The sequence below is a fragment of the Rhodohalobacter halophilus genome, assembly GCF_001715195.1.
Classification (GTDB): domain Bacteria; phylum Bacteroidota; class Rhodothermia; order Balneolales; family Balneolaceae; genus Rhodohalobacter; species Rhodohalobacter halophilus.
On sequence record NZ_MDWE01000033.1, the window covers coordinates 30,773 to 57,010 of the forward strand.

Annotated in this window: 24 protein-coding genes and 1 tRNA gene; 16 read left to right on the forward strand and 9 right to left on the reverse strand. The window is 44.5% G+C overall.

The features are described from left to right. The first annotated feature begins 44 nt into the window (after positions 1–44). The gene (locus BG260_RS09395) at positions 45–1,169 is read left to right on the forward strand and encodes an NHL repeat-containing protein (RefSeq protein WP_069132011.1); all 1,125 of its coding nucleotides are present in this window, start codon (positions 45–47) and stop codon (positions 1,167–1,169) included. Positions 1,170–1,187: 18 nt separating this feature from the next. On the opposite strand, the gene BG260_RS09400 is transcribed toward BG260_RS09395, so the two are convergent. Further along, positions 1,188–1,676 (reverse strand): YajQ family cyclic di-GMP-binding protein, encoded by a 489-nt coding sequence (locus BG260_RS09400; RefSeq protein WP_069132013.1) that lies wholly within the window; start codon positions 1,674–1,676, stop codon positions 1,188–1,190. A 410-nt stretch (positions 1,677–2,086) separates the two neighbouring features. Between BG260_RS09400 and BG260_RS09405 the strand changes: the two genes are divergently transcribed. The 3 genes from BG260_RS09405 (at position 2,087) to BG260_RS09415 (ending at position 5,830) form a co-directional block, all read left to right on the forward strand. Beyond that, positions 2,087–3,592, forward strand: coding sequence for an SMP-30/gluconolactonase/LRE family protein (locus BG260_RS09405; protein ID WP_069132015.1), 1,506 nt, complete (start codon positions 2,087–2,089; stop codon positions 3,590–3,592). Positions 3,593–4,255: 663 nt separating this feature from the next. Beyond that, positions 4,256–4,329, forward strand: a tRNA-Pro gene (locus BG260_RS09410). Between the two features lie 148 nt (positions 4,330–4,477). Next, positions 4,478–5,830: a M24 family metallopeptidase gene (locus tag BG260_RS09415; protein ID WP_218089754.1), complete on the forward strand. Its 1,353-nt coding sequence runs from the start codon at positions 4,478–4,480 to the stop codon at positions 5,828–5,830. A gap of 256 nt (positions 5,831–6,086) precedes the next feature. On the opposite strand, the gene BG260_RS09420 is transcribed toward BG260_RS09415, so the two are convergent. From BG260_RS09420 to BG260_RS09435, 4 genes are all read right to left on the reverse strand, one after another. Next, positions 6,087–6,998, reverse strand: a complete 912-nt coding sequence (locus tag BG260_RS09420) for a universal stress protein (protein ID WP_069132016.1) — start codon at positions 6,996–6,998, stop codon at positions 6,087–6,089. Between the two features lie 113 nt (positions 6,999–7,111). Next, entirely contained in the window at positions 7,112–7,957 is an 846-nt protein-coding gene (locus BG260_RS09425) for a MaoC family dehydratase N-terminal domain-containing protein (protein ID WP_069132018.1), read from the reverse strand. Beyond that, positions 7,954–9,081, reverse strand: a complete 1,128-nt coding sequence (locus BG260_RS09430; RefSeq protein ID WP_069132020.1) for a CaiB/BaiF CoA transferase family protein — start codon at positions 9,079–9,081, stop codon at positions 7,954–7,956. The genes BG260_RS09425 and BG260_RS09430 overlap by 4 nt, the downstream gene beginning before the upstream one ends. Before the next feature lie 71 nt (positions 9,082–9,152). Further along, positions 9,153–9,527, reverse strand: coding sequence for a hypothetical protein (locus BG260_RS09435; protein WP_069132022.1), 375 nt, complete (start codon positions 9,525–9,527; stop codon positions 9,153–9,155). A 187-nt stretch (positions 9,528–9,714) separates the two neighbouring features. Between BG260_RS09435 and BG260_RS09440 the strand changes: the two genes are divergently transcribed. Together BG260_RS09440 and BG260_RS09445 are read left to right on the forward strand one after the other, a co-directional pair. Beyond that, entirely contained in the window at positions 9,715–10,332 is a 618-nt protein-coding gene (locus BG260_RS09440; protein ID WP_069132024.1) for a hypothetical protein, read from the forward strand. A gap of 138 nt (positions 10,333–10,470) precedes the next feature. Next, complete coding sequence (locus BG260_RS09445; protein ID WP_245683939.1) at positions 10,471–12,828, forward strand: S9 family peptidase; 2,358 nt, start codon at positions 10,471–10,473, stop codon at positions 12,826–12,828. Positions 12,829–12,908: 80 nt separating this feature from the next. Here the strand turns inward: BG260_RS09445 and BG260_RS09450 are convergent, their stop codons facing one another. Next, entirely contained in the window at positions 12,909–13,388 is a 480-nt protein-coding gene (locus BG260_RS09450; protein WP_069132026.1) for a hypothetical protein, read from the reverse strand. 369 nt (positions 13,389–13,757) lie between these two features. On the opposite strand from BG260_RS09450, the gene BG260_RS09455 reads away from it, so the two are divergent. Together BG260_RS09455 and msrB are read left to right on the forward strand one after the other, a co-directional pair. Beyond that, positions 13,758–14,666 (forward strand): aldo/keto reductase, encoded by a 909-nt coding sequence (locus BG260_RS09455; RefSeq protein WP_281179597.1) that lies wholly within the window; start codon positions 13,758–13,760, stop codon positions 14,664–14,666. A 424-nt stretch (positions 14,667–15,090) separates the two neighbouring features. Then, positions 15,091–15,549, forward strand: a complete 459-nt coding sequence (gene msrB, locus BG260_RS09460) for a peptide-methionine (R)-S-oxide reductase MsrB (protein ID WP_069132028.1) — start codon at positions 15,091–15,093, stop codon at positions 15,547–15,549. 121 nt (positions 15,550–15,670) lie between these two features. Here msrB and BG260_RS09465 read toward each other — a convergent pair whose 3' ends face one another. Together BG260_RS09465 and ggt are read right to left on the reverse strand one after the other, a co-directional pair. Further along, entirely contained in the window at positions 15,671–16,138 is a 468-nt protein-coding gene (locus tag BG260_RS09465) for an SgcJ/EcaC family oxidoreductase (RefSeq protein ID WP_245683940.1), read from the reverse strand. An 11-nt stretch (positions 16,139–16,149) separates the two neighbouring features. Then, positions 16,150–17,853 (reverse strand): gamma-glutamyltransferase, encoded by a 1,704-nt coding sequence (ggt, locus tag BG260_RS09470; RefSeq protein ID WP_176719471.1) that lies wholly within the window; start codon positions 17,851–17,853, stop codon positions 16,150–16,152. 250 nt (positions 17,854–18,103) lie between these two features. Between ggt and BG260_RS09475 the strand changes: the two genes are divergently transcribed. From BG260_RS09475 to BG260_RS09510, 8 genes are all read left to right on the forward strand, one after another. Next, entirely contained in the window at positions 18,104–18,481 is a 378-nt protein-coding gene (locus tag BG260_RS09475) for a co-chaperone GroES (RefSeq protein WP_069132034.1), read from the forward strand. A 10-nt stretch (positions 18,482–18,491) separates the two neighbouring features. Continuing rightward, positions 18,492–19,391, forward strand: a complete 900-nt coding sequence (locus BG260_RS09480; RefSeq protein WP_069132036.1) for an MBL fold metallo-hydrolase — start codon at positions 18,492–18,494, stop codon at positions 19,389–19,391. Between the two features lie 245 nt (positions 19,392–19,636). Continuing rightward, positions 19,637–20,848: a P1 family peptidase gene (locus BG260_RS09485; RefSeq protein WP_069132037.1), complete on the forward strand. Its 1,212-nt coding sequence runs from the start codon at positions 19,637–19,639 to the stop codon at positions 20,846–20,848. A 53-nt stretch (positions 20,849–20,901) separates the two neighbouring features. Then, positions 20,902–21,792 carry a patatin-like phospholipase family protein gene (locus BG260_RS09490; RefSeq protein WP_069132041.1) on the forward strand — a complete coding sequence of 297 codons (891 nt, stop codon included), beginning with the start codon at positions 20,902–20,904 and terminating at the stop codon, positions 21,790–21,792. Between the two features lie 18 nt (positions 21,793–21,810). Then, positions 21,811–22,269, forward strand: coding sequence for a GNAT family N-acetyltransferase (locus BG260_RS09495; RefSeq protein WP_069132043.1), 459 nt, complete (start codon positions 21,811–21,813; stop codon positions 22,267–22,269). A 279-nt stretch (positions 22,270–22,548) separates the two neighbouring features. Beyond that, positions 22,549–23,157, forward strand: a complete 609-nt coding sequence (locus BG260_RS09500) for a tyrosine-type recombinase/integrase (protein ID WP_083750226.1) — start codon at positions 22,549–22,551, stop codon at positions 23,155–23,157. Further along, positions 23,055–23,579 (forward strand): IS91 family transposase, encoded by a 525-nt coding sequence (locus BG260_RS14605; RefSeq protein ID WP_408005560.1) that lies wholly within the window; start codon positions 23,055–23,057, stop codon positions 23,577–23,579. Before BG260_RS09500 ends, BG260_RS14605 begins: the two co-directional genes overlap by 103 nt. 459 nt (positions 23,580–24,038) lie before the next feature. After that, on the forward strand, positions 24,039–24,878 hold the full coding sequence (locus BG260_RS09510; RefSeq protein WP_069132049.1) for a hypothetical protein: 840 nt from the start codon (positions 24,039–24,041) through the stop codon (positions 24,876–24,878). On the opposite strand, the gene BG260_RS09515 is transcribed toward BG260_RS09510, so the two are convergent. After that, a complete protein-coding gene (locus BG260_RS09515) occupies positions 24,879–26,162 on the reverse strand; it encodes a DNA methyltransferase (RefSeq protein WP_087148699.1) in 1,284 nt (427 codons plus the stop codon). Positions 26,163–26,238 lie beyond the last annotated feature (76 nt).

A 26,238-nucleotide genomic window follows, 5' to 3' on the forward strand; every position in this document is an offset into this window, starting at 1 on the left:
CCGGAAGCTATAATTAATTTTTACTAAAAAATTAGTACAAATGTATGGCTTTGAAAAATCTCTATTTACTCCTCCCTTTTATACTCCTGCTGAAAGCTTGCAGTGGTTCAGGTCAAACCGATGGAACAATCGTCTACGATGAACTTACGGAAGTAGATGTGCAACTGTTAGCAGAAGCCGGTGAGGGCAACGACTACTACCCGGGACGGATTCATCATCTCTTTGTTTCTTCAAATGGAGACTTGCTCGTTGGGGATATGGGAAGTAACACAATTGAACAATTCTCTCCCGATGGCGAGCACCGTGCCACCATCGCAACTCAGGGTGGCGGTCCCGGAGAGGTATCCGGCTTTTTCAGCCTTCATGATGCGGGGGGAGATACACTTATGCTCGAAAACCAGGGAGGCAGACGAGACCTCTTCTATCCAAATGACAGCGGTATCTATACATACATTCGTAATATGACGGGGGATACCGGTACCTATGAAGGTTTTACACTCATCGGTGTTCGATCAGAAATTGAATTTTACGCTACCCGGCGCCGTGTTATTCGCAACCCTACTGAAATGATGAGCAATTCGAACGACTACTATGACTCTTATGTACTCGTTGTAAACCGCCAATATGAAGTGGTATCGGATTCAATTCAACATTTAAGTGCTCCTGAAATGCATATGCATTCTGTGGGAGATGGTTTTTCAATACATACAGTTCCGTTTCGAAATCACGACCGCTTTGTTCAGGTTCCCGGTAACGGCTACCTTGTTGCCAGGCCCGCATCTTCTGAAATTGAGTTCTTTAATGAACAACATGAGCAGACCGGCTTAATAACAATGAGCGTTGCAGACCGTGAAGTAAGCGATGAAGATCTTGACCACACACTTCAAAACGCTTCATCAGAGATGAGACGGGATATTGAACCAAGAGTATACAACATCAAGCCACCTTTCCTCAATCTATGGGCCACAGAAGATCTTCTATGGCTGCAAACAGACAACTCAGCCTTAGGAAAGCAGTTGGTTTTAATGGATTACGAAGGAAATTTTCAAGGACAATTTACAATATCTAAATTTGATGAAGTTCAGCAGGTTGATGCTAATAGAATTTATACTATCCACAGGAATCCGGATTTAGGAGACTCAGTTCGCATTTACGAAATCAAAATCTGATCTTAACCGGACTTCGTCTTATTTCAAATTCACAAACTGTAGCGGAATCCCAAAACTCTTTGACTTCAGATTCCGGATCACTTCCTGCAGATCATCAATCTTCTTTCCTGAAACCCGTACCTGATTATCCTGAATTGCAGGCTGAACCTTAAGTTTCAGGTTTTTGATCTCCTTCACAATTTTCTTGGCGGTTTCCCGGTCAATTCCTTCTTTAATGGTGGCACTCATCTTTACGTGCCCCTGAGATGTTCCCTCTTCACTCCCAAAGTCAAGTGCCTTCGGTTCCAAACCACGCTTAATAAAGTGCTTGATCAGCATCTCCTTTACCGCATTCAATTTCATACTTTCTGCCGCAACGATATCAATTCGGTTCTGTTTTTTTGCAAACTCCAATTCTGTGTGCAGCCCCCTGAAATCGTACCGTGTAGCTACCTCTTTCAAGGTATTATTCACAGCATTATCCACTTCCTGTGCATTTACTTCATTTACAATATCAAACGATGGCATAACATTTTTTTTAATTCTGATTGTTGGGTCTTATTTAGCCTGAAACGTCAAGAGCCGCTAAATGCAGGCTAATACTCAATTTATATAAGTTCCATAACAAACTTCTATCCGTTAATGTACTGCCTTTATCTAAAAATAATGTATTTTAATGTTAATTGATTCAATTTTAGGTTAATTAAGAATTCTACTTTTGACTTCTCTATTCATTTAAAAGGTACATGACGAAGTCTTCAATCTTTTTTCTGTAGAAATGATTCTTTAGTTCAGGGTGTCATCCAAAAATTTGGAAACACCTTATGGAATTGATTACAACCTATTGATCACACGGAACTCAATCCAACTTGATTGCTGATTACCGGTATTTGTTCGTGTACCGGCTTCTTATTCATGGTGTTACAAATAGTTACGTTATGAAACTTTATGTATTCATTTTGTTTCTTCTTCAGCTGCTTACGACTCATTCCGATTCATCTGAATATTATTCCGGAGCCACTTTCGACTTAAGTAATATTTCATATAGTCAAGGGCTATTTACGGCGATTCACCCTGAGAACGGTGATATTTACATGTACAATAGTCATGACGGGCGACTTTTTCAGATTTCAGATAATGGATCTATAGATACACTTGCTACGATTCGGATCGAAAATGGATCCAGACAGAGGATAGATGTGCACCCAGACGGTGATAAACTTCTCTTTTGGGACTCAGGAGTAGGCAGAGTACATGCTATGAATCTCGAAACCAAAGAAGTTACTCGTCTGGATGAATCTCATGACCACAGAAATCAGTTTGGCCATGGGGCTACTCTCGGTGATGACGGCAATATTTACGCAATGGGAGGGTATGGTTACTGGCAGTTCAAAAACAACCTCATCTATTACTCTCAACCTGACAAACAGTGGGAACTTTTCTCAAGCCCCGACCCGGAAGTAGTTCCCATTAACAATGCCGGCCGCCTTTTTCGTGACGGTAATTCATTTTATTACCTAATTAAACCACTCAGATCTAATAGCGGACACAGTTACGCTTATCAGTACAATCCAGAAGAGAACCTATGGGTACCGCATAAACGATTGACACAAATGCTGTCACAAAAGTTGCTGGATGTGGAACGACCAACATCCGTTTTTAGTCAGACATCCACAAATGCAATCGATCGCAAACGTAAATTGATTGGGTTATTACAGCATACTCGTGCTGAAACTCATTTTGCCTATCTGCTTAGCTATGAGGATGACATGATGTACGAAATTGACCTTTCACAGCTTGGGATTTATGACGCAAAAAATCTCTTCTACGTACACGGAAAAGATCATTGGGTTATTTTAGGCCATCCTTTTTCCACAAACCGGCGGAATCAGCTTATCGTCAGAACTTTTCAGTTTGATGAGTCTCACCCGGCATTGAGTTCCATCCCATTACAATTCACTAACGGCCCTTCATCAATATTTTTATTGGGGTCAGTTGGAGGACTTTTCCTCCTTATTTCCGGGTGGTTGTTTTACCGAAATGTATTTACATCAAAAGAACCTTCTCCGGCAGAAACTGCAACCGTAAGTAGCAACACCACAATTGAACTGATCCGAAAAGCAGAGGACGAAATTGACGTCTATTTTAACGGAAAAAAATTCAGTTTCTCCGGTGACCCTTACCTGACCAATATGTTTGATGTACTCTACGAAATGAAATCAGATGGAACCTCTGAAATGCTTATTTCAAAGCTCGATCAAAAAATATTCTCAGACAGCATACACTCCTCCTATAAATCCCGAATGAGAAAGAAGGTCATTCAGATTATAAACAGTGAGGCGATGCACGATGTCATTCAGGAGAAAAAGAGTCAGACCGACAAAAGAGTCAAAATTGTGAAGGTAGATTTAGACAGGATTAAAATCACTCCTCAGGATTCATAAACGGTGATTTGGAAACTATCTGTTAACTATCTGTCAACTAATTGTGCTGTACTCTTTCCCGCTAAGATTTTATTATGAGAGTGGATTGAGAACACGCAGCTTCTCCTAAGAGATGGAAGCTGAGGAACAACTTGAGAACTAACAACAAGTACGAACACATACTTGAAACCACACAATGGCTGATCCCGTTGTGTGGTTTTTTTATTTCTACCTACCGCCTATATGACAAGAGATTTTTTAACTACCCCCACGACCGTAAAGATTTTTCTTAATTCTCGCATTTAAACTATTTCAGAATCCTGCTCTGAAAACTAATTGATTGCAGGTGGGATTACCGGAAGGACGTTCTCATGAAAAATTGGAGCTCCATTAATTTCAAATTGTAAAATCAAGAAACGAGAAATGAATTGGCTTTCATCGATCAGTACATTTCACTCTATTCGCTTCATTATCCCGGATAATCTGTACTATTAAAATCGGGGCATGGCTTTCTGAATACCCGGGAGCAGATCGATAGATTTTTTTTGGGAGTGGGGGCGCTACGAACAGAAGGTAGATCAAAAAAACGAGGAGCAAAACGTTTTTTAAATGACCTAAAATCCTCACCGTAATTTTTCATTGTATTTAGCCTCATTTACCCCTAATTTTCAAGTCTATAAAAATCGGGACGTGGCTCAGCACGGTAGAGCGCTCGACTGGGGGTCGAGAGGTCGCAAGTTCAAATCTTGTCGTCCCGACAAAAGAAAGCCTTTGTATTACGTTTAACGTGTATATGAGGGCTTTTTTTATTTCAGCTCACTCATCCATACCCTGTTAAAACTTCTCTCCATTTGAGATTTGTAATCTGAATGTTCTTCCTGCCTTAATTGAAATTATTTTCTCATATTGGGAATATTCCAAATCATTCAGACACGTAAGTTTCGAACCGGACTTTCACTTATCACGATTCTTCTACTTCTCTCTTCCTGTTCTTCAAGCCCCCAACAATCTACGGACAACCCGTTCGACGGCCCCAGTCCCTGGCCCGACATTAGGCAAGAGCGTATTCAAACCCTTTTACCCGAAGCGATGAAACGAGCGGAAGTGGAGGCGTGGGCCGTACTTTGCCGATCCAACAACAACGATCCCCTGGCTCGCCATGTTGGATGTGAAAATGCCGTAGCGCCGGCTGTCTTTCTTTTTCAGCTTATTGATGATGAGGTCTACTCAATCGTTTTTACACCTCCCGGCGAAGCCGCGGCCCTTCAGGAAATCGCCATGCACGATAGCATCGCGGTGGTCAACCGGAATCCCGGCGCGTTGGTTGAAGCTGCAGATTATATCAACCGGAATATTCGAGGGAATCTGGCTCTTAACTTTAGTGAGACCAACGAATTGGCAGACGGCCTCAGTTTTAGGCAGTATCAACGCCTTACGGACCTCCTGATTCGGCCCGTAATGAATCGAATTGTCTCTTCTGAAGACCTTGTGTTTGAGTGGCTCTCCGTCAAAACTCCGGCTGAGGTAGATATTCTCCGAAAGGCCGCCGAGCTTACGGCACAGTGGGAGATTGAAGCCTATCAGCAAGTTGTTCCAAATGAAACAACCGACAAGGATGTGGCTGACTTTTTGAAAACTAAAATGCGGGATTACGGAGTAAACGACGCTTGGTCGCCCGATCAGAATCCCGCAGTCAATTCGGGACCGGATCGCGGCCACGCTCATCCTACTGATAAAGTTATTCGACCGGGTGATGTCATTCAGATCGACTTTGGAATCAAAGTTTATGATATGTGGGTAACCGATATTCAGCGCTTTGCGTACGTGCTCCATCCGGGTGAAACCAAACCACCGGCCGACATTCAGCGATATTGGGAGGTGGCCAGAGACGGAAACCGAATGGTCCTGGAAGTGATACAGCCCGGAATTACCGGATTAGAGGTGGACCGTGTGCAGCGAAACTGGCTTGCAGAAAATAGTTCGATGAATGTGATGTGGAACACAGGTCACCCCGTGGGATATGTTGCCCACGATGTAGGACCGAGTCTGGGTGGTGCACAGGAGGGGCGTGATCCAAGTTCAACAGCTTTTGAGCCACTGCGTGTTGGAAACGTGTTCGCCTTTGACGGATTCTTCATGTGGGAAATTGAGGGAGGAACAAAAACCATCTCTGTAGAAGAGATGGCTGTTGTCACTGACACCGGAGCGGAATATTTAACGGAGCCTCAGCAAGAGCTGATTTTGATCTCCTCTGATTAAGACTTGATCGGTGAACCGGTTGTTCGTCCATCGTTATTCATCAATCGAACTAAAATATATGACGAATCACCGATCGATCTCCGATGGACGATTTTACTCCAACAAGACACCGTGTTTGCATCAGATTTCTATTTTACGTGAGTTCGATAAAAGTCAAAGTCTATAATAGCATCCTTTTAAAGGGGAACACTCATTAATTAAACTCAGGTTATTTTAAATTCTCACTCAACGGGTCGCCGACCCGTTGCACAAAAATCTACTCTCTTTCTGCGGGTACCAACAAGATTGGGACCTTGCTCAATCGGGTCACCTGGTTACTCACTCCACCGATGAAAAATCTCTCTACAAAACCTTTCCCCTGGCTTCCCATAATCAACATGGTGGCCCCGTTTTCCTCGGCTGCAGAAATGATCTCCTTTGCAGGGGTTCCAAATGTGATGTAAACAGAACTGTTTTCCCGGGTTTTATCCGATAGCTGATCCCGCAGCTCATTCAGAATCTGCTCAGTCTGCTTTGTAAGTTCGTCGCGGCTGACCGGATCTTTCAACGCAATCGCGTGATGCCCCTGAACATGGACCAATGACACTTTGTCTATCAGCCCATCTTTATCCAATTTCTTCACTACTTCAAATGCGCGGTTGGCATTCTTAGAAAAGTCGGTCGGATGCATCACGTGCTTCAGAGATTTCTCATGAGAATGCCCCAGCACCAGTTTTCGTTTTTCAACATCATCGTCGAACCATTCCACTTCCATGTTAATCAGGTAGACCGGCAAATCGGATCGATGCAGCACTTCCGTTGCCGTGCTCCCCATCAGCATCTCCTGAACTTTGCTGTGACCTCGATTGCCGATCACAATAAAATCGGCATCCGTCTCGTGTGCAGCCTCAATCACCTCCGTTGGAGGATAGAAATGCACGCCGCTGCGAATCTCTATATCCACTTCAAGATCTTTTTTCACAAGCTGTTTTTTATACTCATCCAGCTTCTCTTCGTTCTTTTTGGTGCTAAATTCAGACCGCTTGGTACTGTATGGTATCGGAACCACATTCACCAACGTCACCTTCTTCAATCCAAATTTTTTCAAATGCGGCACACAGCTCACTATCAATTCGCTGGCTTCTGACAGGTCAATTGCAACGATCGCATGTTTAAATAGCAGTGACATAATGACTCCCTGTTTTGTGGTTGATAACTCTTAGTCTTATACGTTTTTGTTTAACTATAATAGTGAATTTAACATTCTGCTTTTATAGGGGTTTCCATGATTCGCACCTAATTCTACCAGCTGTAAACCCAATCAATTTCTGCTTTTACCGCAACTTTTCCTTCAGGCCCGTGAATGCGAAGGGCAGTCCGGCTGTTGTCAATACTTTTCCCGCAAATGGTGATTTGCTCTCCCAGGTAAACCGGACCCCTGTTCTCATATCGAATTTCTGAAATCACTTTTCCATCAGCCTTTGAGCTAAACGCATCGATCATCAATAAAACCAAAAATGGCGCATGCACAACCACATTGGGGTAGCCTTCCATTTCGCGGGCATAGTCCTGATCGTAGTGAATACGATGGCTGTTAAATGTCAACGCAGAATACCGGAAGAGCTGTATGGAGCTTGGTTTGGTCGATTTCCTCCAGTCCGGGTCCAAATCCATCGGTTCGGTTCGAATCGGGTGTGCTCCTTTTTCACTCTCACCGCGATAAACAATAACTTGCTCTTCATCAATTGCAACGGAACCGCTTGCGCTAATCTGATGGCGCAAGGATACAAACACCAGCTTCCCTGATTTCCCCTCTTTCTCTTCTATTTTTGTTATGGTTGATTTTTTATCAGCCGGCACTCCAATTTTCAGCGGCTTTTTGAATTTAATGGTGCCTCCGGCCCACATTCTCCGGGGCAGATCAACCGGTGGAAGAAAGTTGCTGCTGCGTTCGTGCCCGTTAATACCAAGGTCTGCCTGGGGGATTGGCGGGTTAAAGTAGACCCAGTGCGCGCCTGGTCTCAATCCGCTGCCATCGCTTACCGAGCCGGGATCTCCATTCATAAGCGCTTCGAACTTCTGAAGTTGTTCGGGCGCCATGGAATCTGAGATATCCAATGTTTTTCCTATCCACTCTTCATACTTCATGATCCAAACTCTTTCTTAATTTTTTCGTCGTGCTCACCCAGCTTTGGAATGGATCCAAATGAATTTTCATAACCGGAAAACCGGGCAGGTCTGTCTGCCATTTTAATCATTTCCCCGTTCATCTCCACATCCGTTAGCCGAAGCTGCGGATGCCCGGAAAATTGCTGCAGGGTGTTCAGGTTTGCAAATGCAATTTGATGCTCTTTCAGTAGATCAATGGTGTTTTGGTGAGTCAGCTCTAAAAACCGGCTTCCAATCTGTTCATTCAGTTCATCAACATTTTCAACCCGTGCAGAGTTTGTTTTGAACCTGGGGTCATCCGAATGTACAGCTCCACCCATCACATTTTTGCAAAACCTTTTCCACTCACGGTTGTTTTGGATACCGATCATAATTTCCCGACCGTCGGATGTTTTAAAGGGTCCGTATGGGGCAATTTCTGCATGAAAAACCCCGCGGCGTTTCGGTGTTTTACCGCCATATGTTTGATGGAACCACGGCACCATCATCCAGTCGGCCATGGAGTCAAACATGGAGATCTTAATTGAAACACCTTCCCCGGTTTGGCCTCTCTGTATCAACGCTTCCAGAATTGCCGAGTAGGCGTGCATTCCCGTGCTGATGTCGGCAATGGATATTCCAACTTTTGCGCGCACATCCCCATCTCCGGTCACATCAATCAATCCCGATTCTGCCTGAACTAAATTATCATACGCCTTCATATCGGCATACTCTCCCTCTTCTCTATATCCGCTGATGTCGCAGGTAATCAGTTCCGGATATTTTTCACGAAGTGATTCACTTCCTAATCCCAGCCTTAGCATAGCACCGGGTTTCAGATTTTGAATGAGCACATCGGCTTTATCAACGATATTTAAAAATAAATCCCTGCCCTCGTCTGATTTCAGATCAATCCGTACCGACTCCTTTCCGCGATTCACCCACGCAAAATAGGTACTTTCGCCTCTCACAGACGTATCGTAATTTCGCGCAAAATCCCCCGATTCCCGCTCTACTTTTATCACACGAGCGCCGGCATCTGCCAGACGACAACTCGCAAACGGAGCAGAAAGTGCCTGCTCTACGGAAATCACCAACACCCCTTGTAACGGCTCAAATTTCATGCAACCTCAACTATTTTCGGTCAGATATAAAAAGAGCCGGCATCTTTGCAGAAACCGGCTCCCATCTCAATTTATTTATCTTTTTTCGGGCCTTCGCCTTGTCCGCCGTTCATCCCTTGTCTTTGGGACGGGTCTACAAACTGAAGCTGATTACTCAGTGAAGTCTGGAGTTCCTCCACATCATCTTCGCTAAGCACTTCAGAGATCTGTTCCACTCCAACCTTTTTCAATAGATTGTACACCATTCGATTAAACAGCATTTGGTGCGCGGCTGATGACAACTGCATAAGCTGCTCCTGAGGAACTTGAGCACCCTGAAGCTTGATCTTGTTAAAGATCGGCTCCAAAAGTTTTTCAATTTTTTTGTTTAGCTGCTTCTCAAGCTCTTTGGCGTCTTTATTCTCTTTACTGGTTACTTCTTTTCCTGATGGATCTACAATTTTCATAAAATGATCTGATTTACTTCGTTTCGATTCTGTTTCTTATTACAACACAAAGGATAAGCATATCAGTCCAAAATGGCGATTTTGATTCTTTGTGTGTTCAACCCTCCATGGGTTTGGAGTCCTTGGAGGGTTAAATAGAAATCTCTACTATAAAGCTCATTAACTTTAAGACCATCAAAACAGACGAATGGGAAGCCGTTTTCAGCACCATTTAGACCGGGCATTTCCCCATATCAAAAAGTGGTGGTTCTCGGTTGTTTGTATTCCGTTCTGCTGGGTATTGGCAGAGCAGTACTGGATGGCGCTCAAATGGGAGATCTCTTTTGCCTGGCAATATCCCTACCCGTTCTTTCTGTTTCCTTTCTTCTTTATCATCGATTGGTTTCTGCTGATTGTCCACGAAGCCGGACACACCCTCTTCGGATTTTTTGGCAGCCGTTTTCTTACCATTTTAGGCGGAACTCTTTTACAAATTCTGCTCCCCTTTCTGATTTTTCTCCACGGCTGGTGGAATCGTCAACACGTTGTGGCTCAGCTGGGGTTACTTTTAACCTCATTCTCCTGGATTGAATCCTCAGCGTACGCAGCAGATGCCGTTGCCCGACGGATGCCGCTGATTGGAAATCTACCCTCCTCCGCTCACGACTATTATAATATGTTCAGCATGAAAGGAGTACTCGCCAATCATATGACCTACGCCTGGGGGATGTATTGGATTGGCATTGTAACCATCATCCTCCTTCTGAGCTACCCTCTTTTTCAACGAAAGAAATTCGATTACGTGGATATTGAGATGGATTTGTGATCTAACCCTCCATGGGTTCCAAACCCTCCAAGGGTTTTCGATTGAATTGAATTAGGTAAAAATTGTAAAAAATGTGCGTTCAAGGCTTTTCTTTATGATATTGTGCTTGCAAAACAGATAAATCAATACGTTGACTTTATGAAATACCCGATACAAACCATTACATCATTTCTGATATTACTGATGGCCGGAATCCTGGTGCAGGACCTTCAGGCTCGGCAGAATGCCAATTTTGAGCTCGCCGAACGCTTTACCGCTGACAATATGCGAAACATGACCGGCTCTACATTTCTGCGTGCCAACTGGCTTGAGGATAAAGACCAGTTCTGGTACGAGTGGGAAAACAGTGAAGGCAAACGCTGGATGTTTGTAGATGCATCCCGCCAGAATATGCGTCCTCTGTTCGACCGCGACAATATGGCCGCTCAGCTATCCGAAGAGTTTAACCGAGGATTTGACGCTAAAAACCTCGACCTGAAAGGGTTTGATTACGATACCGATCGCGAGCTTTTCACATTTCACGTAGACAGCATCGAGTTCAAATATCACATCGATCGAAATTTTCTGGAAAAAGGTGATTCGCTCGAAGCCGAAGAGCGTGAGCGGTGGGCCACCTACTCCCCCGACAGCACCTACATCGCTTTTGCAAGGGAGCATGATCTCTTTGTGATGAGAACTGATGATCCCGACAGCACGGAAATTCGCCTCACAGAAGATGGTGAGCGCTGGTACAGCTTTCAGGCCGATCATGGCGATACTACTTCTACAGAACGCCTGAGAGCCCGTGTTAACTGGTTTGAGGATTCGAAAAAACTCTATGTGAAACGGCAGGACTGGCGCGATGTGGATGAGCTTTGGGTCATCAACAATGTAAAATCCCGGCCCGAACTGGAGACCTACAAATACAACATGCCCGGTGAAGACAACCACTACCAGGATGAAATTTTGGTCTTCGATATGGAATCGCAGGAACATGTTCGGCTTGACACCGACAAGTGGCCCGATCAGTCACTCGGCGGGGTCTATTTCAGCAATGGCGGAATCTACACCACAGACACATCATCAGACCACATGTACATTCTGCGAAGAAATCGTACCTGGGATGAAGTGGACGTTGTAAAAGCAGATACGAATACAGGAGAAACTCAGGTTCTCTGGAGTGAAAAGAGTGAACCGTATTTCAATGTGATGAACTCTTACCTGGGTATCATCAACGATGGAGAAGAGTTTATTTGGCTGAGTGAACGCACCGGCTGGGGACAGCTCTACCGCTACGACAGCGAAGGAAATCTGCAAAACAGAATTACCGATGGCCATTTTATGGTGGCAAATGTGGCCGCCATTGATACAACAGGACAAACCATCTATTTCGAAGGATTTGGGAAAGAGGATGGCCGGAATCCATACCATGCACACTATTATAAAGTTGGTTTTGACGGATCCGGTCAGCAATTGATTACACCCGAAAATGCGAACCACAGCTTCAGCATTAGCGATAGCCGGTCTTACTTCGTCCACAACGCTTCCCGGCCGGACATGCCGACCAAGGCAGTCCTGCGTGATAATCGCGGGCGTGAAGTCATGCAACTCGAAGAGGTGGATTTGACACGCATGGTTGAAGCCGGTTATACACTTCCCGAGCAATTTTCTGTGAAAGCAAAAGACGGTTACACCGATCTTTATGGCGTAATGTGGAAGCCGGCCGATTTCGATCCGGAAAAGAAATATCCGATCATTTCCTATGTCTATCCGGGGCCGCAGGTTGAACCTTACCCGCGCAGTTTCTCCGTTACCGGAACCGCTGCCCGCGCACACTCTCTGGCGCAGGTTGGGTTTGTGGTTGTAGCTATGGGGAACCGGGGCGGAAGTCCGTTGCGTGAAAAATGGTACCACAATTACGGGTATGGAAATCTTCGCGACTACGCACTGGCCGACAACCGATACGGAATCGAACAGCTGGCGGGGCGTCACTCCTTCATCGACCAGAGCAGAGTTGGAATTTACGGTCACTCCGGAGGCGGATTCATGAGTACGGCTGCCCTGCTATCCTACCCCGATTTCTACAAAGTGGCTGTCTCATCAGCAGGCAACCACGACAATAATATCTACAATATCTGGTGGAGTGAATTTCATCACGGTGTAGATGCCAAAACCGATTCGGTAACCATAGAAAATGGAAACGGTGAAGAGGTAAAGGAGGAGCGAACCACATTCTCATCCAGAATTCCATCCAACGCCGAGTTAGCTGATAACCTGCAAGGGCGGCTGCTTCTCGTTCACGGTGCCATGGATAACAACGTGCACCCGGCACACACCTACAGAGTGGCTGAAGAGCTGCTCAAAGCCGGCAAACGGTTTGACATGATGATTTTTCCGGAAGCTCGTCACGGATTTGGTCGATACAGTGCATACTTCGAACGAATGCTCTGGGACTATTTTGCCGAGCATCTGCTCGACTATCGTCCGGAAGGTGTAGATTATAACCTGCCCGATTGATGAACCCAACCGGTATCCAAACAAAAACGCCCCGACCTGAATAAGAGCCGGGGCGTTTTTTATTTGAGGTCACAACCACATTAGTCCATATTTCCATACGTGTAGTCAGCTTTATCTCCCGAGCTGAGGGTTCCCGATGTGTAGAGAACATCCACCTCTTCAAATTCTGACCAGCCGTCATTATCTCTGTAGGAAACACCGCTTAGAATTTCAAAATGTCCGCTTCCGCGAGTCACTTCAAATCCCACATAAACTCCCACAGCCACTTTTTCAGGTGATGAAGTATCAAACATCATCTCTGATCCGGCATTCACCTCAGCATAGCTGAAATATCCGGCATCATCCTCGCACTCATCCTCATAGCAAAAATAGACAACCGTGCTGCCACTGGTTTCAACTTCCATTTTGGAGTCACCTGTATTCACAATTCGAACCGCCAGGCCATTGGGTTCTTCTTCCGTTAGCTCTTCTTCAATCTCATCGGCTGAAGTACTGTCGCTGCAGGCTATTGCTAATGGGAGCATAGCCATAATGATGAGTAGTAGTTTTATTGATTTCATCTGTTTTGTCCTTTTTTCAGTTTTGATTCTTACCTACTTAGATTGCGCAGACCCCGGGAAAAAACTGTCAATTTCTTTTTCCTATGAACATTTTTCGTGCCGATAACTATTTTCCCTGTGTAAATTTACCGGCGCCAAATTCAGCACTTCCCCTACTTATGGAAGATTAAATTTCCCTGATATGGAGAAGAACTACGTTAACAAGCTCTATCGTAATCATGTAATACATGCTCGATAATTCGAGCAAAATGGAACAGATCTCTCTATAAATTCAATTGTATATGTGCATCGAGTGAAGAAAAATTTTAAATGACTAGTGAAATGAAGAAATTGACCTTTAAAAACGGCGACAAGATTAACGCAATTTGACTGGGGACATGGAAATCCGATCCCGGCAAAGTGGGTAACGCTGTAAAAGCCGCTCTCAAAGTGGGTTATCGCCATATCGATTGTGCGGCAGTGTATGGAAATGAAAAAGAGGTTGGTACAGCACTTCAGGATAGCTTTTCAGAATATGGCATCAACCGGCAAAATGTTTGGATCACTTCTAAATTGTGGAATACGGCACACAAACCCGAGGACGTGGTTCCTGCACTCAAGCAAACGCTATCTGATCTTCAATTGGACTACCTCGACCTTTATTTGATTCACTGGCCCATCGCGTTCAAACCGGGCCTTCAGGGCTTTCCACAGAGTGATGATGACTATCTTTCTTTGGACGAAGTCCCCCTTCATGAGACATGGGAAGCCATGATTGAAGCAAAAGACCGGGGCTTGATTAAACATGCCGGGGTATCAAATTTCAGTATCAAAAAGCTGAAGGGTCTGAGCTCAAAAACCGACCGCGCACCGGAGATGAATCAGGTAGAACTACACCCTTATCTGCAGCAGGATGATATGTTAGACTACTGCAACAATAACGACATCCTGGTAACAGCCTACTCTCCGCTTGGCAGCAGTGACCGCCCGGATGTATTAAAAGCAGATGATGAACCATCCCTGCTCGAAAATAATGTGATTCATGAAATTGCCGACAAACATGGAGCTACTCCGGCTCAGGTACTTATAAAATGGGCCGTTGAAAGAGATACGATTGTAATCCCAAAATCAACCAACCCAGGCAGAATTGAGGAAAACCTGAAGAGCGCTGAACTGAACCTGGATGATGAGGATATGAGTAAGATTAAATCCCTGGATATTCCTTATCGCTATCTCGATGGGAAAGTATTTGAAACGAAGAGTGAAATGTATCGGGATATTTTTGATAAGAAAGGTTAAAAATCACTCTTTGTGATGGGATTTAATAATCAACTGTCCAAAATAATTGATGAAATTAATAGAAGATGATACCCCTGAATAATACCTGTTTCTTTTCTTGCAGATTGTCGCTGATTTAACCGTAAATTATCTGATGTAGTCAGTGAATCCATCTGCGTATATCTGCGAGAATCAAAAAATTAGATCTAGATTTTCTTTCTACAAAAAAGCTAACCTCTTTAAACAGAAACAAATTTTTGGACAATTAAAGATTCATATATAAATCCTGATCCGGAAATTAACCGGTTTACTGTTTTGTAGAGCAGTGAATTTAACTTTTCACTCTTTTTTAATTTAAGGATACTGAATAAAAGTTAGCGACGAACACACAAGTAAAGAAACGGTTGATCTACCTCAACTGTTAAAAAGTAAAAAATGAATAACTATGAATTGGCAACAAATTGAAAAGTTTGTGCGAGAAGGAAACCCAGACCCTCCCCGCAGAATCGAGAGAACAGATCACGAGTGGAGAGAATTACTAACTAACGAGGAGTACCGCATTACCCGGCAACACGGCACGGAACAACCGTTTTCAGGAGAATATTGTGAAGCTCACAAGCCGGGCCTTTACGCCTGTGTCTGTTGTGGAACAGAGCTTTTTGATTCAACTCAGAAATTTGAATCCAGGTCCGGATGGCCCAGTTTCACGGAACCTGTAAAAGAGAATGTAGTTAGCTACAAAGAAGATCGATCACACGGTATGCATCGAATCGAAATCCTTTGCAATGTATGTGATGCCCACCTGGGCCACGTTTTTCCGGATGGACCCAAACCTACCGGCCTGCGTTTTTGTGTGAATTCTAAGTCATTGAAATTGGTCGAGTCTGCCAACGAAGCAGAATAAGAAAAATGAATTTACTGAAACACGAAGCATTTTGATGCCTGAAATGATTTATAGCAAAGTCGCGTAGTTTTTCGGAGCGTCGCAATTTGTCGATTTTGCTCAATAATACCCTCTCTATGTATCAATACTGTCCTCGATAATCGACGGACTCCAGTGAACCGTCAATGTTTGCATTGGTCTCTTTGCCCGGTACAATATCTGTATTTTGAGCAGAAACACAGCTCCATCCACTCTTCGTTTTGTGTGCAACAAAAATAAATAGGGTTTGCCGGTTTTGGGGACTTTGCCCGGCAACGTTACTCTGTCCGCTCAGCAGCATCCGGGCATGAACGACGGCCACCGATTCAGCCGGATACTTCACCTTCACTCTGCCAACTCTCAGATTTGAATCGTTAAAAATTACACGAAGTCCGTAATCATGAGCTGTTCGGATATCATCCCGGTTCTCCCACCAGATGCCAACCACGTTGATGAAGTCAGCATCCTGATCGAAAATCGCTGCGATTTTATCGGCATCCCGCTCATTCCATCCTTCTGCAAACCGGGTAGGGATTTCCTCGGGAGTAGTAATCGCAGAATACTTTGACAAATCTGTTTCCATCAGTAACCGACAGCCTGGCCATCCACGCGTGATTCAGACGCACCAATCCAAACTCCGTGTTCGTAATCTCTCATGATGCCCTGGTAGCGACCAAAAAAACTGTTTCCAACCTGTACGCGATGGCCTTGCGATCTGAGAGTACGAACCACATCAAACCCAAGTGCCGACTCCAGGCTCAATTGACCTGGACCAGTTAATTTCTCACCTGCAGGGTCCGTTGGTTGAGTTGATCCGGAGTGAGACCATCTTGGGGCATCGCCTGCTTCCTGAATATTCATCCCAAAATCGATGATGTTGGTCAGAATTGAGACGTGCCCGATGGGCTGGTAGCCTCCTCCCATATTTCCAAAGCTGAACAACGGCTTTCCGTCCTTCATCACAAAGCCGGGAATGATGGTGTGAAACGGCCGCTTGCCGGGCTCATACACGTTAGGGTGTTCCGGATCGAGTGAGAAAAGCTCTCCCCTGTTTTGAAAACTGAATCCGGTACCCGGTACCACAAAACCGGTACCCATCCCGCGGAAGTTACTTTGAATCAGAGAAACCATATTGCCGTGCTTGTCTGCGGTGGTGAGGTAGATGGTATCTCCATCCTCCATCACATCCACTCCTGAACTCAAATCGCGGGAGGCACGGTCACCTATTAGCTCTCTCCTCTCGGCTGCATACTCTTTGGAGAGCAGTATATCATACGGCACATCATGAAAATCCGGATCAGCATACTGTTTCGCGCGATCTTCGAACGCTAATTTCTTCGCCTCAACCAGCAGGTGCAGGGTTTCTGCGGTTCCAAAACCACTGGCTTCCAGATCAAACCCTTCCAGAATATTCAGCATCTGCAGCACGGCTGTACCCTGGTTGTTCCCGCCAATCTGGTAGACATCATATCCGCGATAGTTCGTAGAAACCGGGTCAACCCACTGTGATGTATGATTTGCAAAATCTTCATACCGCAGGTAGCCGTCATTCTCTTTCATCCACCTGTCGATTTTCTCTGCGATTTCACCTCTGTAAAAAGCGTCTCGCCCCTGTTCAGCCAATAAGCGAAATGTATTTCCCAGATCCGGGTTTTTAAAAATCTCACCCTTTTCGGGTCCCCGACCGTCAATGGTAAAAGTCTCCTCAAAGGCACCCGGCTGGCTTTTCAAGAAGTTGGCACTGCGACGCCAGGCTGAAGAGATCGCTTCACTTACCGGAAATCCCTCTTCGGCGTAGTAGATGGGCTCGGCAAGAATGTCGCTCATAGAAGCAGATCCAAACCGTTCATGAAGTGTAAACCATCCGTCAACGGCGCCGGGAACCGAAACGGAAAGCAGATCGTACGAAGGAATTCCATCCTCCCCTTTCTCCTCAAGAATCTCCATCAACCGATCATAAGAGAGACCCTGTGGCGACCGTCCGCTGGCATTCAGCGCATATAGCTGCCCACTCTCCTCATGCCAGATGATGGCAAACAGATCCCCACCAATTCCATTTCCTGTCGGCTCCATCAGGCCCATAGCCGCATTGGTTGCAATGGCGGCATCGATAGCATTTCCACCATTTTTAAGAACATCGAGGCCCACCTGTGCCGCCAATGGCTGGCTGGCGGCAACCATTCCATTTTTAGCTATAACTTCTGACCGGGTAGCAAAATGATTGCCGGCCTCCCGGTCGCCCTGTGCTTGAGCCATGTCGTTCACCCCAATTCCAATCGTTAACATTAAAATGAGTATCGCTGAGAAACTTTTACTGAGTTTTTTCATATCAATTTCCGGTTATATCTTCGTTTTCATTTTATTATACCATCGCATTGTGGTATTCACAAGTTTTAAGGCAGTTATCAAAGCTATCAAAAAGAAGATTTGAACGTTAGTTCATATAATTTGATTTGATTCTTTCTGTGAATGATCACAATTTGTGCTGATTTAAATGCTTTAGATCTTTTAGTGAATATCCAATCCATACATTTACATGATCCAGGACTATCTGAATTCAGTTGATAAATTTATCATCATTGGAGACCGCGTATTGGTAAAACCCCGTGAAATGGAAACCCACACCAAAAGCGGACTGGTTTTACCGGCAACCGTGAAGGAGAAAGAGGAGATCCAGAGCGGTTATATTATCAAAACCGGGCCGGGGTATCCTATTCCGTCGGCAGAAGCAGATGAACCCTGGAAAGCTGAAACCAACCCAACAAAATATATGGGAATGCAGGCTCGTGAAGGTGATCTTGCAATTTTCCTGAAAAGTCAGGCTCATGAAATTGAATTTGAGAATGAAAAATTTCTCATCATACCGCATGCCGCCATTTTGCTGCTAATCCGTGACGATCACGAATTGGAATAAATCATAGATCATGAATAGAAAAACGTTTATACATCAATTAGGTTTACTAACCGCCGGGACAGCTCTAACGCCAGCACTTTTTAAATGGATACAGCAAAACGGTCCATTTTACCCTATTCGGAATAATGTCGGTTATTTTACCGGTCGCGGCGGAACGATGGGCTGGCATATTTCCGATGAATCAATTGTTGTAATCGATTCTCAGTTTGAAAACTCAGCCGAAGATTTTCTATCCGGTATCTTCGATATTGCCTCCGGGGGACCTTCCAGGTATCTCTTCAATACACATCATCATGGAGATCACGTATCCGGAAACGGTGTTTTCCAATCTGATCACTTTGAAATAATCGCGCATCATAATGTGCCTGATCTGCAGCGAGCCTCCGCCGGCCCTGAAAGCAAAGATTCTGTAATTGCAGCCGACCGAGTTTTTGACGATGAAATTACCATCGAGTCCGGCGGCGAAACCGTTACAGCCAAACACTACGGCCCCGGCCATACCGGCGGAGATGCCGTTATCTGGTTCGAAAATGCGAATATCGTTCATATGGGAGATCTGGTCTTTAACCGTTGGTATCCGTTCATCGATAAAGATGGGGGTGCACTCATCGAAAACTGGATCACACTATTAGAAACCGTAGCTAAAGAAGCCGATCGTGACACAACATTCATTTTTGGCCACGGTAATCGGGATTTTGGTGTTACCGGCGATTCCGATGACGTTCTTTACATGAGAGATTATCTGACCAAACTTTTAGAATTCACCCGTGCCGGTATTGACGACGGACAAAGTCTTGAAGAGATTTCATCCGTAAATCAATTTGAAGAGTTTGCGAATCATCAAAGTGCCGGTGCAAGACTTTCGTTACAGGCTAACATAGAAGCGGCATATGAAGAGCTCACAAAATAACGCCGTTCAAAAAAAATCCAATCTGCACACAAAACGCTGCCTCTATTGCGGCCAGCCGGAACAGCTGGTTTGGGTACACGGTCATGGCCAGTGTGCTCATTGCGGCACTAATGTTGAAGAGTGCTGCCGTGGTGAGAGCTGCTTCCCTCAAATCGATAACTCAAAGGCATAGAGTTAAGTAGAATCATTGAGCCCGATTCAATACATTGAGGTGAATGCACAACGCCTTAATCTCGACTCTGACCATGAAAAAATTTCTGCTCTGCTCTCTCATTCTCATCACTTCTTTAATTCTTGCTGATTCCGTTCAATCTCAGGATCGTGATCGAGTTCGGGATCTGGGAATCCATCCCGGAATTTTACCGACCGGCCCCTTGAATGCCATCACCGATGTAGAAGGTGTGATGGTGGGGCATCAAACATTGATTGAAGGAAACAATATCCGAACCGGAGTCACAGCCATTCTCCCTCATTCAGGAAACCTCTACAGAGATCGGGTTCCCGCTGCGGTTTATGTGGGAAATGGTTTTGGTAAAGCGCTTGGGTTTACTCAGGTTCAGGAGCTGGGTGAACTGGAAACGCCCATCGCACTCACCAATACTCTCAGCATCTTTAACGCCGCGCACGGGGTGGCTGATTATGTCTTGAATCTGCCCGGAAATGAAAATGTAGGATCAGTCAATCCGGTAGTGGGTGAAACTAATGACGGCTGGCTGAACGACATTCGGACACGGGTTGTGGATACCGAAGATGTTTATCAGGCGATTGAGTCTGCCGAATCGGGCCCGGTTGCCGAAGGAAACGTTGGAGCCGGAACGGGAACCCGAGCGCTTGGTTTTAAGGGTGGCATTGGGACTTCATCCCGCCAGCTACCCGATAATCGCGGGGGATATACGGTAGGGGTTCTGGTGCAGTCCAACTTTGGTGGAATTTTAACGGTGAATGGAGCTCCGGTCGGTGAGGAGCTGGGGAATCACTATCTGTCAACTCGCCAGACAACTCACGATACCCGTCTGACCGCTATGAGCGGTCTGACGGATCAGACAGGTGACAATGGCTACGATTTTGATGTGGACGGCTCCGTAATGATTGTTGTCGCTACAGATGCCCCGATCACCTCCCGCAACCTGGAGCGACTCGCCAAGCGCGCGTTTATGGGAATTGCCCGGGTTGGCGGTTTTGCCTCCAACGGCAGCGGCGACTATGTGATCGCTTTCTCCACCCATCCGGATGTTCGGAACAACCTGGATGAGTCCGGTTCAACCCGTCAAATTACTGAGCTGGATAACAACGCAATGAGTCCGCTATTCCTGGCGGCTGTGGAAGCGACTGAAGAGGCAATTCTGAACTCCCTGTTTATGGCCGAAACAATGGAAGGACAAGACGGACGTACTCAAGAATCCCTCCCGATTGATGAGGTGATAGAGATTCTGGAGAGGTACGGTGCTGATCAGTAACTATTTTAATACGATCTTGGGATAAGTAATACTGTATAAAATCTTGCTCTGATATGCCTGAAAAAAAAGTTCACTTGGTTTTGGGAAGCGGCGGTGCCCGGGGAATTGCCCACATTGCAGTGATTGAAGAATTGGAAAAAGCCGGCTACGAGATTATTGAAGTGATCGGTTGTTCGATGGGTGCTGTGGTGGGCGGTATTTACGCCGCGGGGCATCTCCCGGAATATAAGAAATGGATTCTGGGGCTTTCTAAACGAGATGTATTTGATCTGCTGGATTTTACCTTTGCAAAGCAGGGATTTGTAAAAGGAGAAAAACTTTTTGCCAAACATGTGGAAGTAACGGGTGAAGAAAAAATTGAGGACTTCCCTATTCCATTTACTGCTGTAGCTACCAATATGCGCAACCATAGTGAAGTGCACTTTAAAAAGGGAGATCTATATAAAGCGTTACGGGCATCGGTTTCCATGCCCGGTTTTTTTGTCCCCGTAGTTGAAAACGGGCAGGTTTTAGTAGATGGTGGCGTGTTGAATCCGCTCCCCATTAATTTAGTTGAGAAAAAAGAAGATGCTGAGATCATTGCAGTCAATCTAAACGGGAAAATTGATTCTAAATATGATAAACCACCCTCACCGGATAAGCTTGAAGAAATGCAAACATGGTTCGATAAAATTCTTCCTGACGCGATGAAAACGAATCGTAAAACCAAAGCAAAATCTGAATTACCTGCTGAAAAAGATTCTTTTTCACTAATCGAGCTGATGGACCGTTCTTTTAGCTTTACTCAAGACCGGCTTACGGAACTCATAATTGAATTGTATAAACCCAATCACCTTATTGAAATTCCCCGAAATACCTGTGGTGTTTTTGATTTTGATCAGGGAAAACGAGTATATGAAATTGGTATGAAAGCCTGCAAGAGCGTAATTAAACAAAACGATTAAATACTAGTTAGCCCCACCATGAAAACAAAAATTAAGGTACGCAAAGCCACACCCAAAGATGCTGAATCCATCATTCAGTTCAATATTGCCATGGCGAAGGAGACGGAGAACAAAACATTAAAAAGAGAGGAAATTGAGCCGGGTGTGCACGGGCTGATTGAAAAGCCGGAGTACGGATTCTACATGGTGGCCGAGTCGGAGGGAAAAGTAGTCGGGTCGCTGATGATTACCTTTGAGTGGAGTGACTGGCGAAACGGTCTCTTCTGGTGGATCCAGAGCGTATATGTGATCCCGGAGTTTCGCCGAAAAGGTGTTTACAAAACAATGTACCTGACCATCAAGGCGATGACCAAAGAGAAACCGAACGTCTGCGGATTCCGTCTTTATGTTGAAAAAGAGAACACCAACGCCCAGAAAACTTACACCTCACTGGGCATGAATGAGACGCATTACAAGATGTTTGAGGAGATGAAATAGACGGCTTCCCTGCAGTGTCGTTTTTCATCTCTTATACAACATTGACCGGAACAAACCTGTCGCATAAACTCCAGAAAAACAGCTATTAATTGCAAATAACCATAAAATCAGATATTCTGCGACAGACAGGACGGTTTGGGTTCTGTCGTATAATTATATGTTGAACTAAACCGCTTCGCGGTAGGCCCTTCTTTTTAGAATTTAGACGGCTACAGACAAATTCCTTTGGTCTGAGAGTTATGGTATAGAACCCTAACTCACAAATCGGAGGAACCTGTTATGAGTACTCTACGCAAACGGATGATCGAAGATCTGAAGAACCGTAACTATTCGCCCAGGACCATCACCGTTTACATAAACCGTGTTGCCAAATTTGCCCAATATTTTGGTCAATCTCCGGATCGATTAAATCGTGAACATATCCGCGAGTACCAGCGATATTTAGTCGAAGACAAAAAGTGCTCCTGGAGCCAACTAAACCAGACTGTGTGTGCTCTGCGTTTTTTCTACAGGGTGTGTCTGAACCAGCCGACCATCGTCGAGTATATTCCCTACCCCAGCCAACCCAAGTCTTTACCTGTGGTGCTAAGCGGTGGGGAAGTCTATCGCCTGCTGGATACCGCCCGGGACATCAAACATCGCACCGTGTTGATGCTACTATATGCAACCGGTGTGCGTATATCCGAAGCCCTCTCGCTACGGATAGGTGATGTGGACAGCCAGCGTATGGTGATTCATGTGCGAGCGGGCAAGGTAAACTCACGCTGGCGGGCCAACTCGACGAACTGTGCCATCCCAACCAGTGGGATGAGTTTGTTGGCCGGCTCAGGCAGACCGAATGGGTGGTGTATGTCAAACCACCGTTTGGCTCACCCGGCCAGGTCCTGAAGTATCTGGCCCGCTACACCCACCGGGTGGCTATCTCCAACAATCGGCTGGTTTGCCTGACCGACGGGCAGGTAACGTTCCGGTACAAAGATTACCGCCAGGGGCACAGCCAGCGCCTGATGCGGCTGCCCGCGGTCGAGTTCATCCGACGGTTCCTGCTGCACAGCCTTCCAAAGGGATTTGTGCGCATCCGCCACTATGGTTTGCTGGCCAACCGGGTTCGCCAGCAAAACCTGGAATATTGCCGCCGGCTCATAGGCAATAGCGCGACAGAGCAGCCCCCGAGGGTTTGCTCACAAACCCAGCCAGCCAATTCTGGCCAACGCCGCACTCCAGACTGGCCATGTCCGAAGTGCAGAAAGGGTGAGATGCGCTTTATCGAACTGCTGGCGCTGCCAAGAGCCGGACCCATGGTGGCATAAAAAATCACAACAATAACCCATGAATCTACTGTTTTATACCGTCTCTGCGACAACCATTCCACGTGAGCCTGCCAAATGCTCACAACGGGAGGAGTATGCCTGCCGGGCCCTCCTTGAGAATAAATCAGTTCACCACACCCTTATAAACTCTCATCATTGCTGCCATTGCATCATTCAATCACCAGGCAGAACCGACCCGGAAAGTCTTTTTAATCCGTCAGCAATCCCAAAAAGAGTGCAACCAAACCAGACCTCGCCGAAACAAATCCCATAGCCTGATACCGCTACACGGTTCAGCTCAACAAGATTGTATCCGAAGTGCCGGGACTTTTGCCCTAAATACCCCGCTTACCAATATTACCGGCACTTCCGATACAATCCTTTATATTATGTTGCAATTTGGCTCCGAGCATTTGATATACTATTTTCTGCAGACCGATTTAAATTAAAAGATCTTTAATGGCTGAAAGAACTATAGACCTTGATGAAAATTTTGACTCCCTAAATCCATGGGTTAGAAAAAGCATACAACTATTCAATGATGGTCAGTATTTAGATAAAATTTCTCGTATTTATAACTATCAAGCTGATCGACCAGTAAGAATTGAAGATAATCTTAGAAGACAAATCCGAGTTGCTCACAACAACCGTAATGATGAAGATTTAATAAAACTGTTAAGTCAGTTAGACAAATTTCCATATGATGAACCGTTTTGGTACCTACTTAAAAATGTTCCCGGTTTCATAGATAGTAATCCAGAACAGGTTCGAAGGATTGCACGAACTCTATACAGTATGACTGATGAAGAAGTGGTTGTCAGAATTGAATCTCAACCAAAGCTGAATCAGCAAACAGGCCCGATGTTCAACAACTGGCTAAGAAATGAATTTCAAATCAAAAGTCTCGAAGAATTCAAGGAGAGCACCGAAGGGATTGTAATTTTAGGGGAATCCGAAGAAACGGGAAAAAACTTCTTAATTGATGAACTAAATCAAGATGTTTCTAAAAGACCCGATTTGATCGCCAAAGTAAATGCACGATATGTTATAGGAGAAGCGAAATGGATTGGTCAATCTGGAGGTAATCAATATAAAAGTGTTGCAGAGGTTTTGAAATTTTGTGGCGCTCAAAGAGGCCAAGTCTTAAGGATTGGCATAATTGATGGTTATCCTTGGATGACGAAAAAGCCTACAGGAGCTACAGTAAATGATAGAATTTGTGTCGAAGTCCAAGAATCTACTTATAACTCAATGAGTGCGCTTTTGCTGAATGAGTTCTTTTCTTCCTTAATGAATTAATTATTCGCTTTCGACAAGTTTAACATAGTTTGACTTAATTCCTTGATCGTGGAAAATATTTCTGACAGTTTTTAAAGAATACTCAGAATTATCCATTCCTATCCATTTGCGTTTGTGTTTATTTGCGGCAATTAGTGTACTCCCTGAACCAGCAAAGCAATCCAAAACCAAACTATCTTTTTGAGAGGAATTTAGAATTATTCGTTCTAAAAGGTCTTGATTTTTTTGGGTTGGGTAGTCAACATAAGACTTACCTTTGTCTTTAAATTCCCATACATCTTGAACTTTTTTTCCATCATGGTCTTTCGCAAAAACAATTTTTCTTGGATTACCGGTTGTCGACCACTCAATTAAACCGGCATCATCCAAACGGGTTAATTCTTTACGTGAGTATCTCCAGTGTCTACCTTTTGGAGGCTTCATACCTTTCCATTCTTTTCCTGTATCTCCATCATCGGTCTCGCCAGGTGCATGAATTGGATGTGTAGTATAGGGACCATATTTCTTATGTTTTTTCTTGAAAAGCCTATCAATGTCATCTTCGCTTAAAGGCTCTTTAATATCATTCCATATTTGTTTATCTCTGTTTTTTGCATAAAACAGAATCATATCAGAAAAATTACCATAAGCTTTTCTACTGAAATTTTTTGGATTGCATTTTATACGTGTTATGTCATTAATGAAGTTTTTATAGCCGAAAACTTCATCCATAACAACTTTTACGTAGTGGCCTATTTTTTTATCAATGTGTAAATAAATGCTTCCTTCCTTTGAAAGGCATTCCTTCAGTAAATACAATCGATCTCTTAAAAAACTTAGAAATTCTGAATTTACAAGAGTATCATCATATGCTTCATTATTATCTAAATCGGAAAAAATCTGGCCAGTACCAAAAGGTGGATCGATATAAATTAAATCTACCTTGCCTCGAATTTTAGGCATTAGCTGTTTTAAAATGTGCAGATTATCGCCCCAGAAAAAAGTATTGAAACTTTCCTCATGATTAATTTCAAAGGGTTTTAGTTTGTAGTTCTTGGCAGATGTGCCATTTCGAATATCATTCAAAAACCCAAACCCATTGTAGTCAACAGCCTTATATTCGACTACATCTTCAGCACAAATGCTGTGATCATTAATAAACTCAACAAAATCGGGTTCATAAATTCGATAAGATTTTCCTAACTTAACAGCGTTCATTTTCTCTTCTTTGATGTACTTAGAGACCGTTTGCCTAGTAACACTCAATATTTCTGAGACATCATCAATTGTGTAGAATTTACCCATGAGAGAATTTAATTGTTATATATCAGGTTACATCAGTTAACACAAGTATATACAAATTGCCAGTGACATTTGCAAC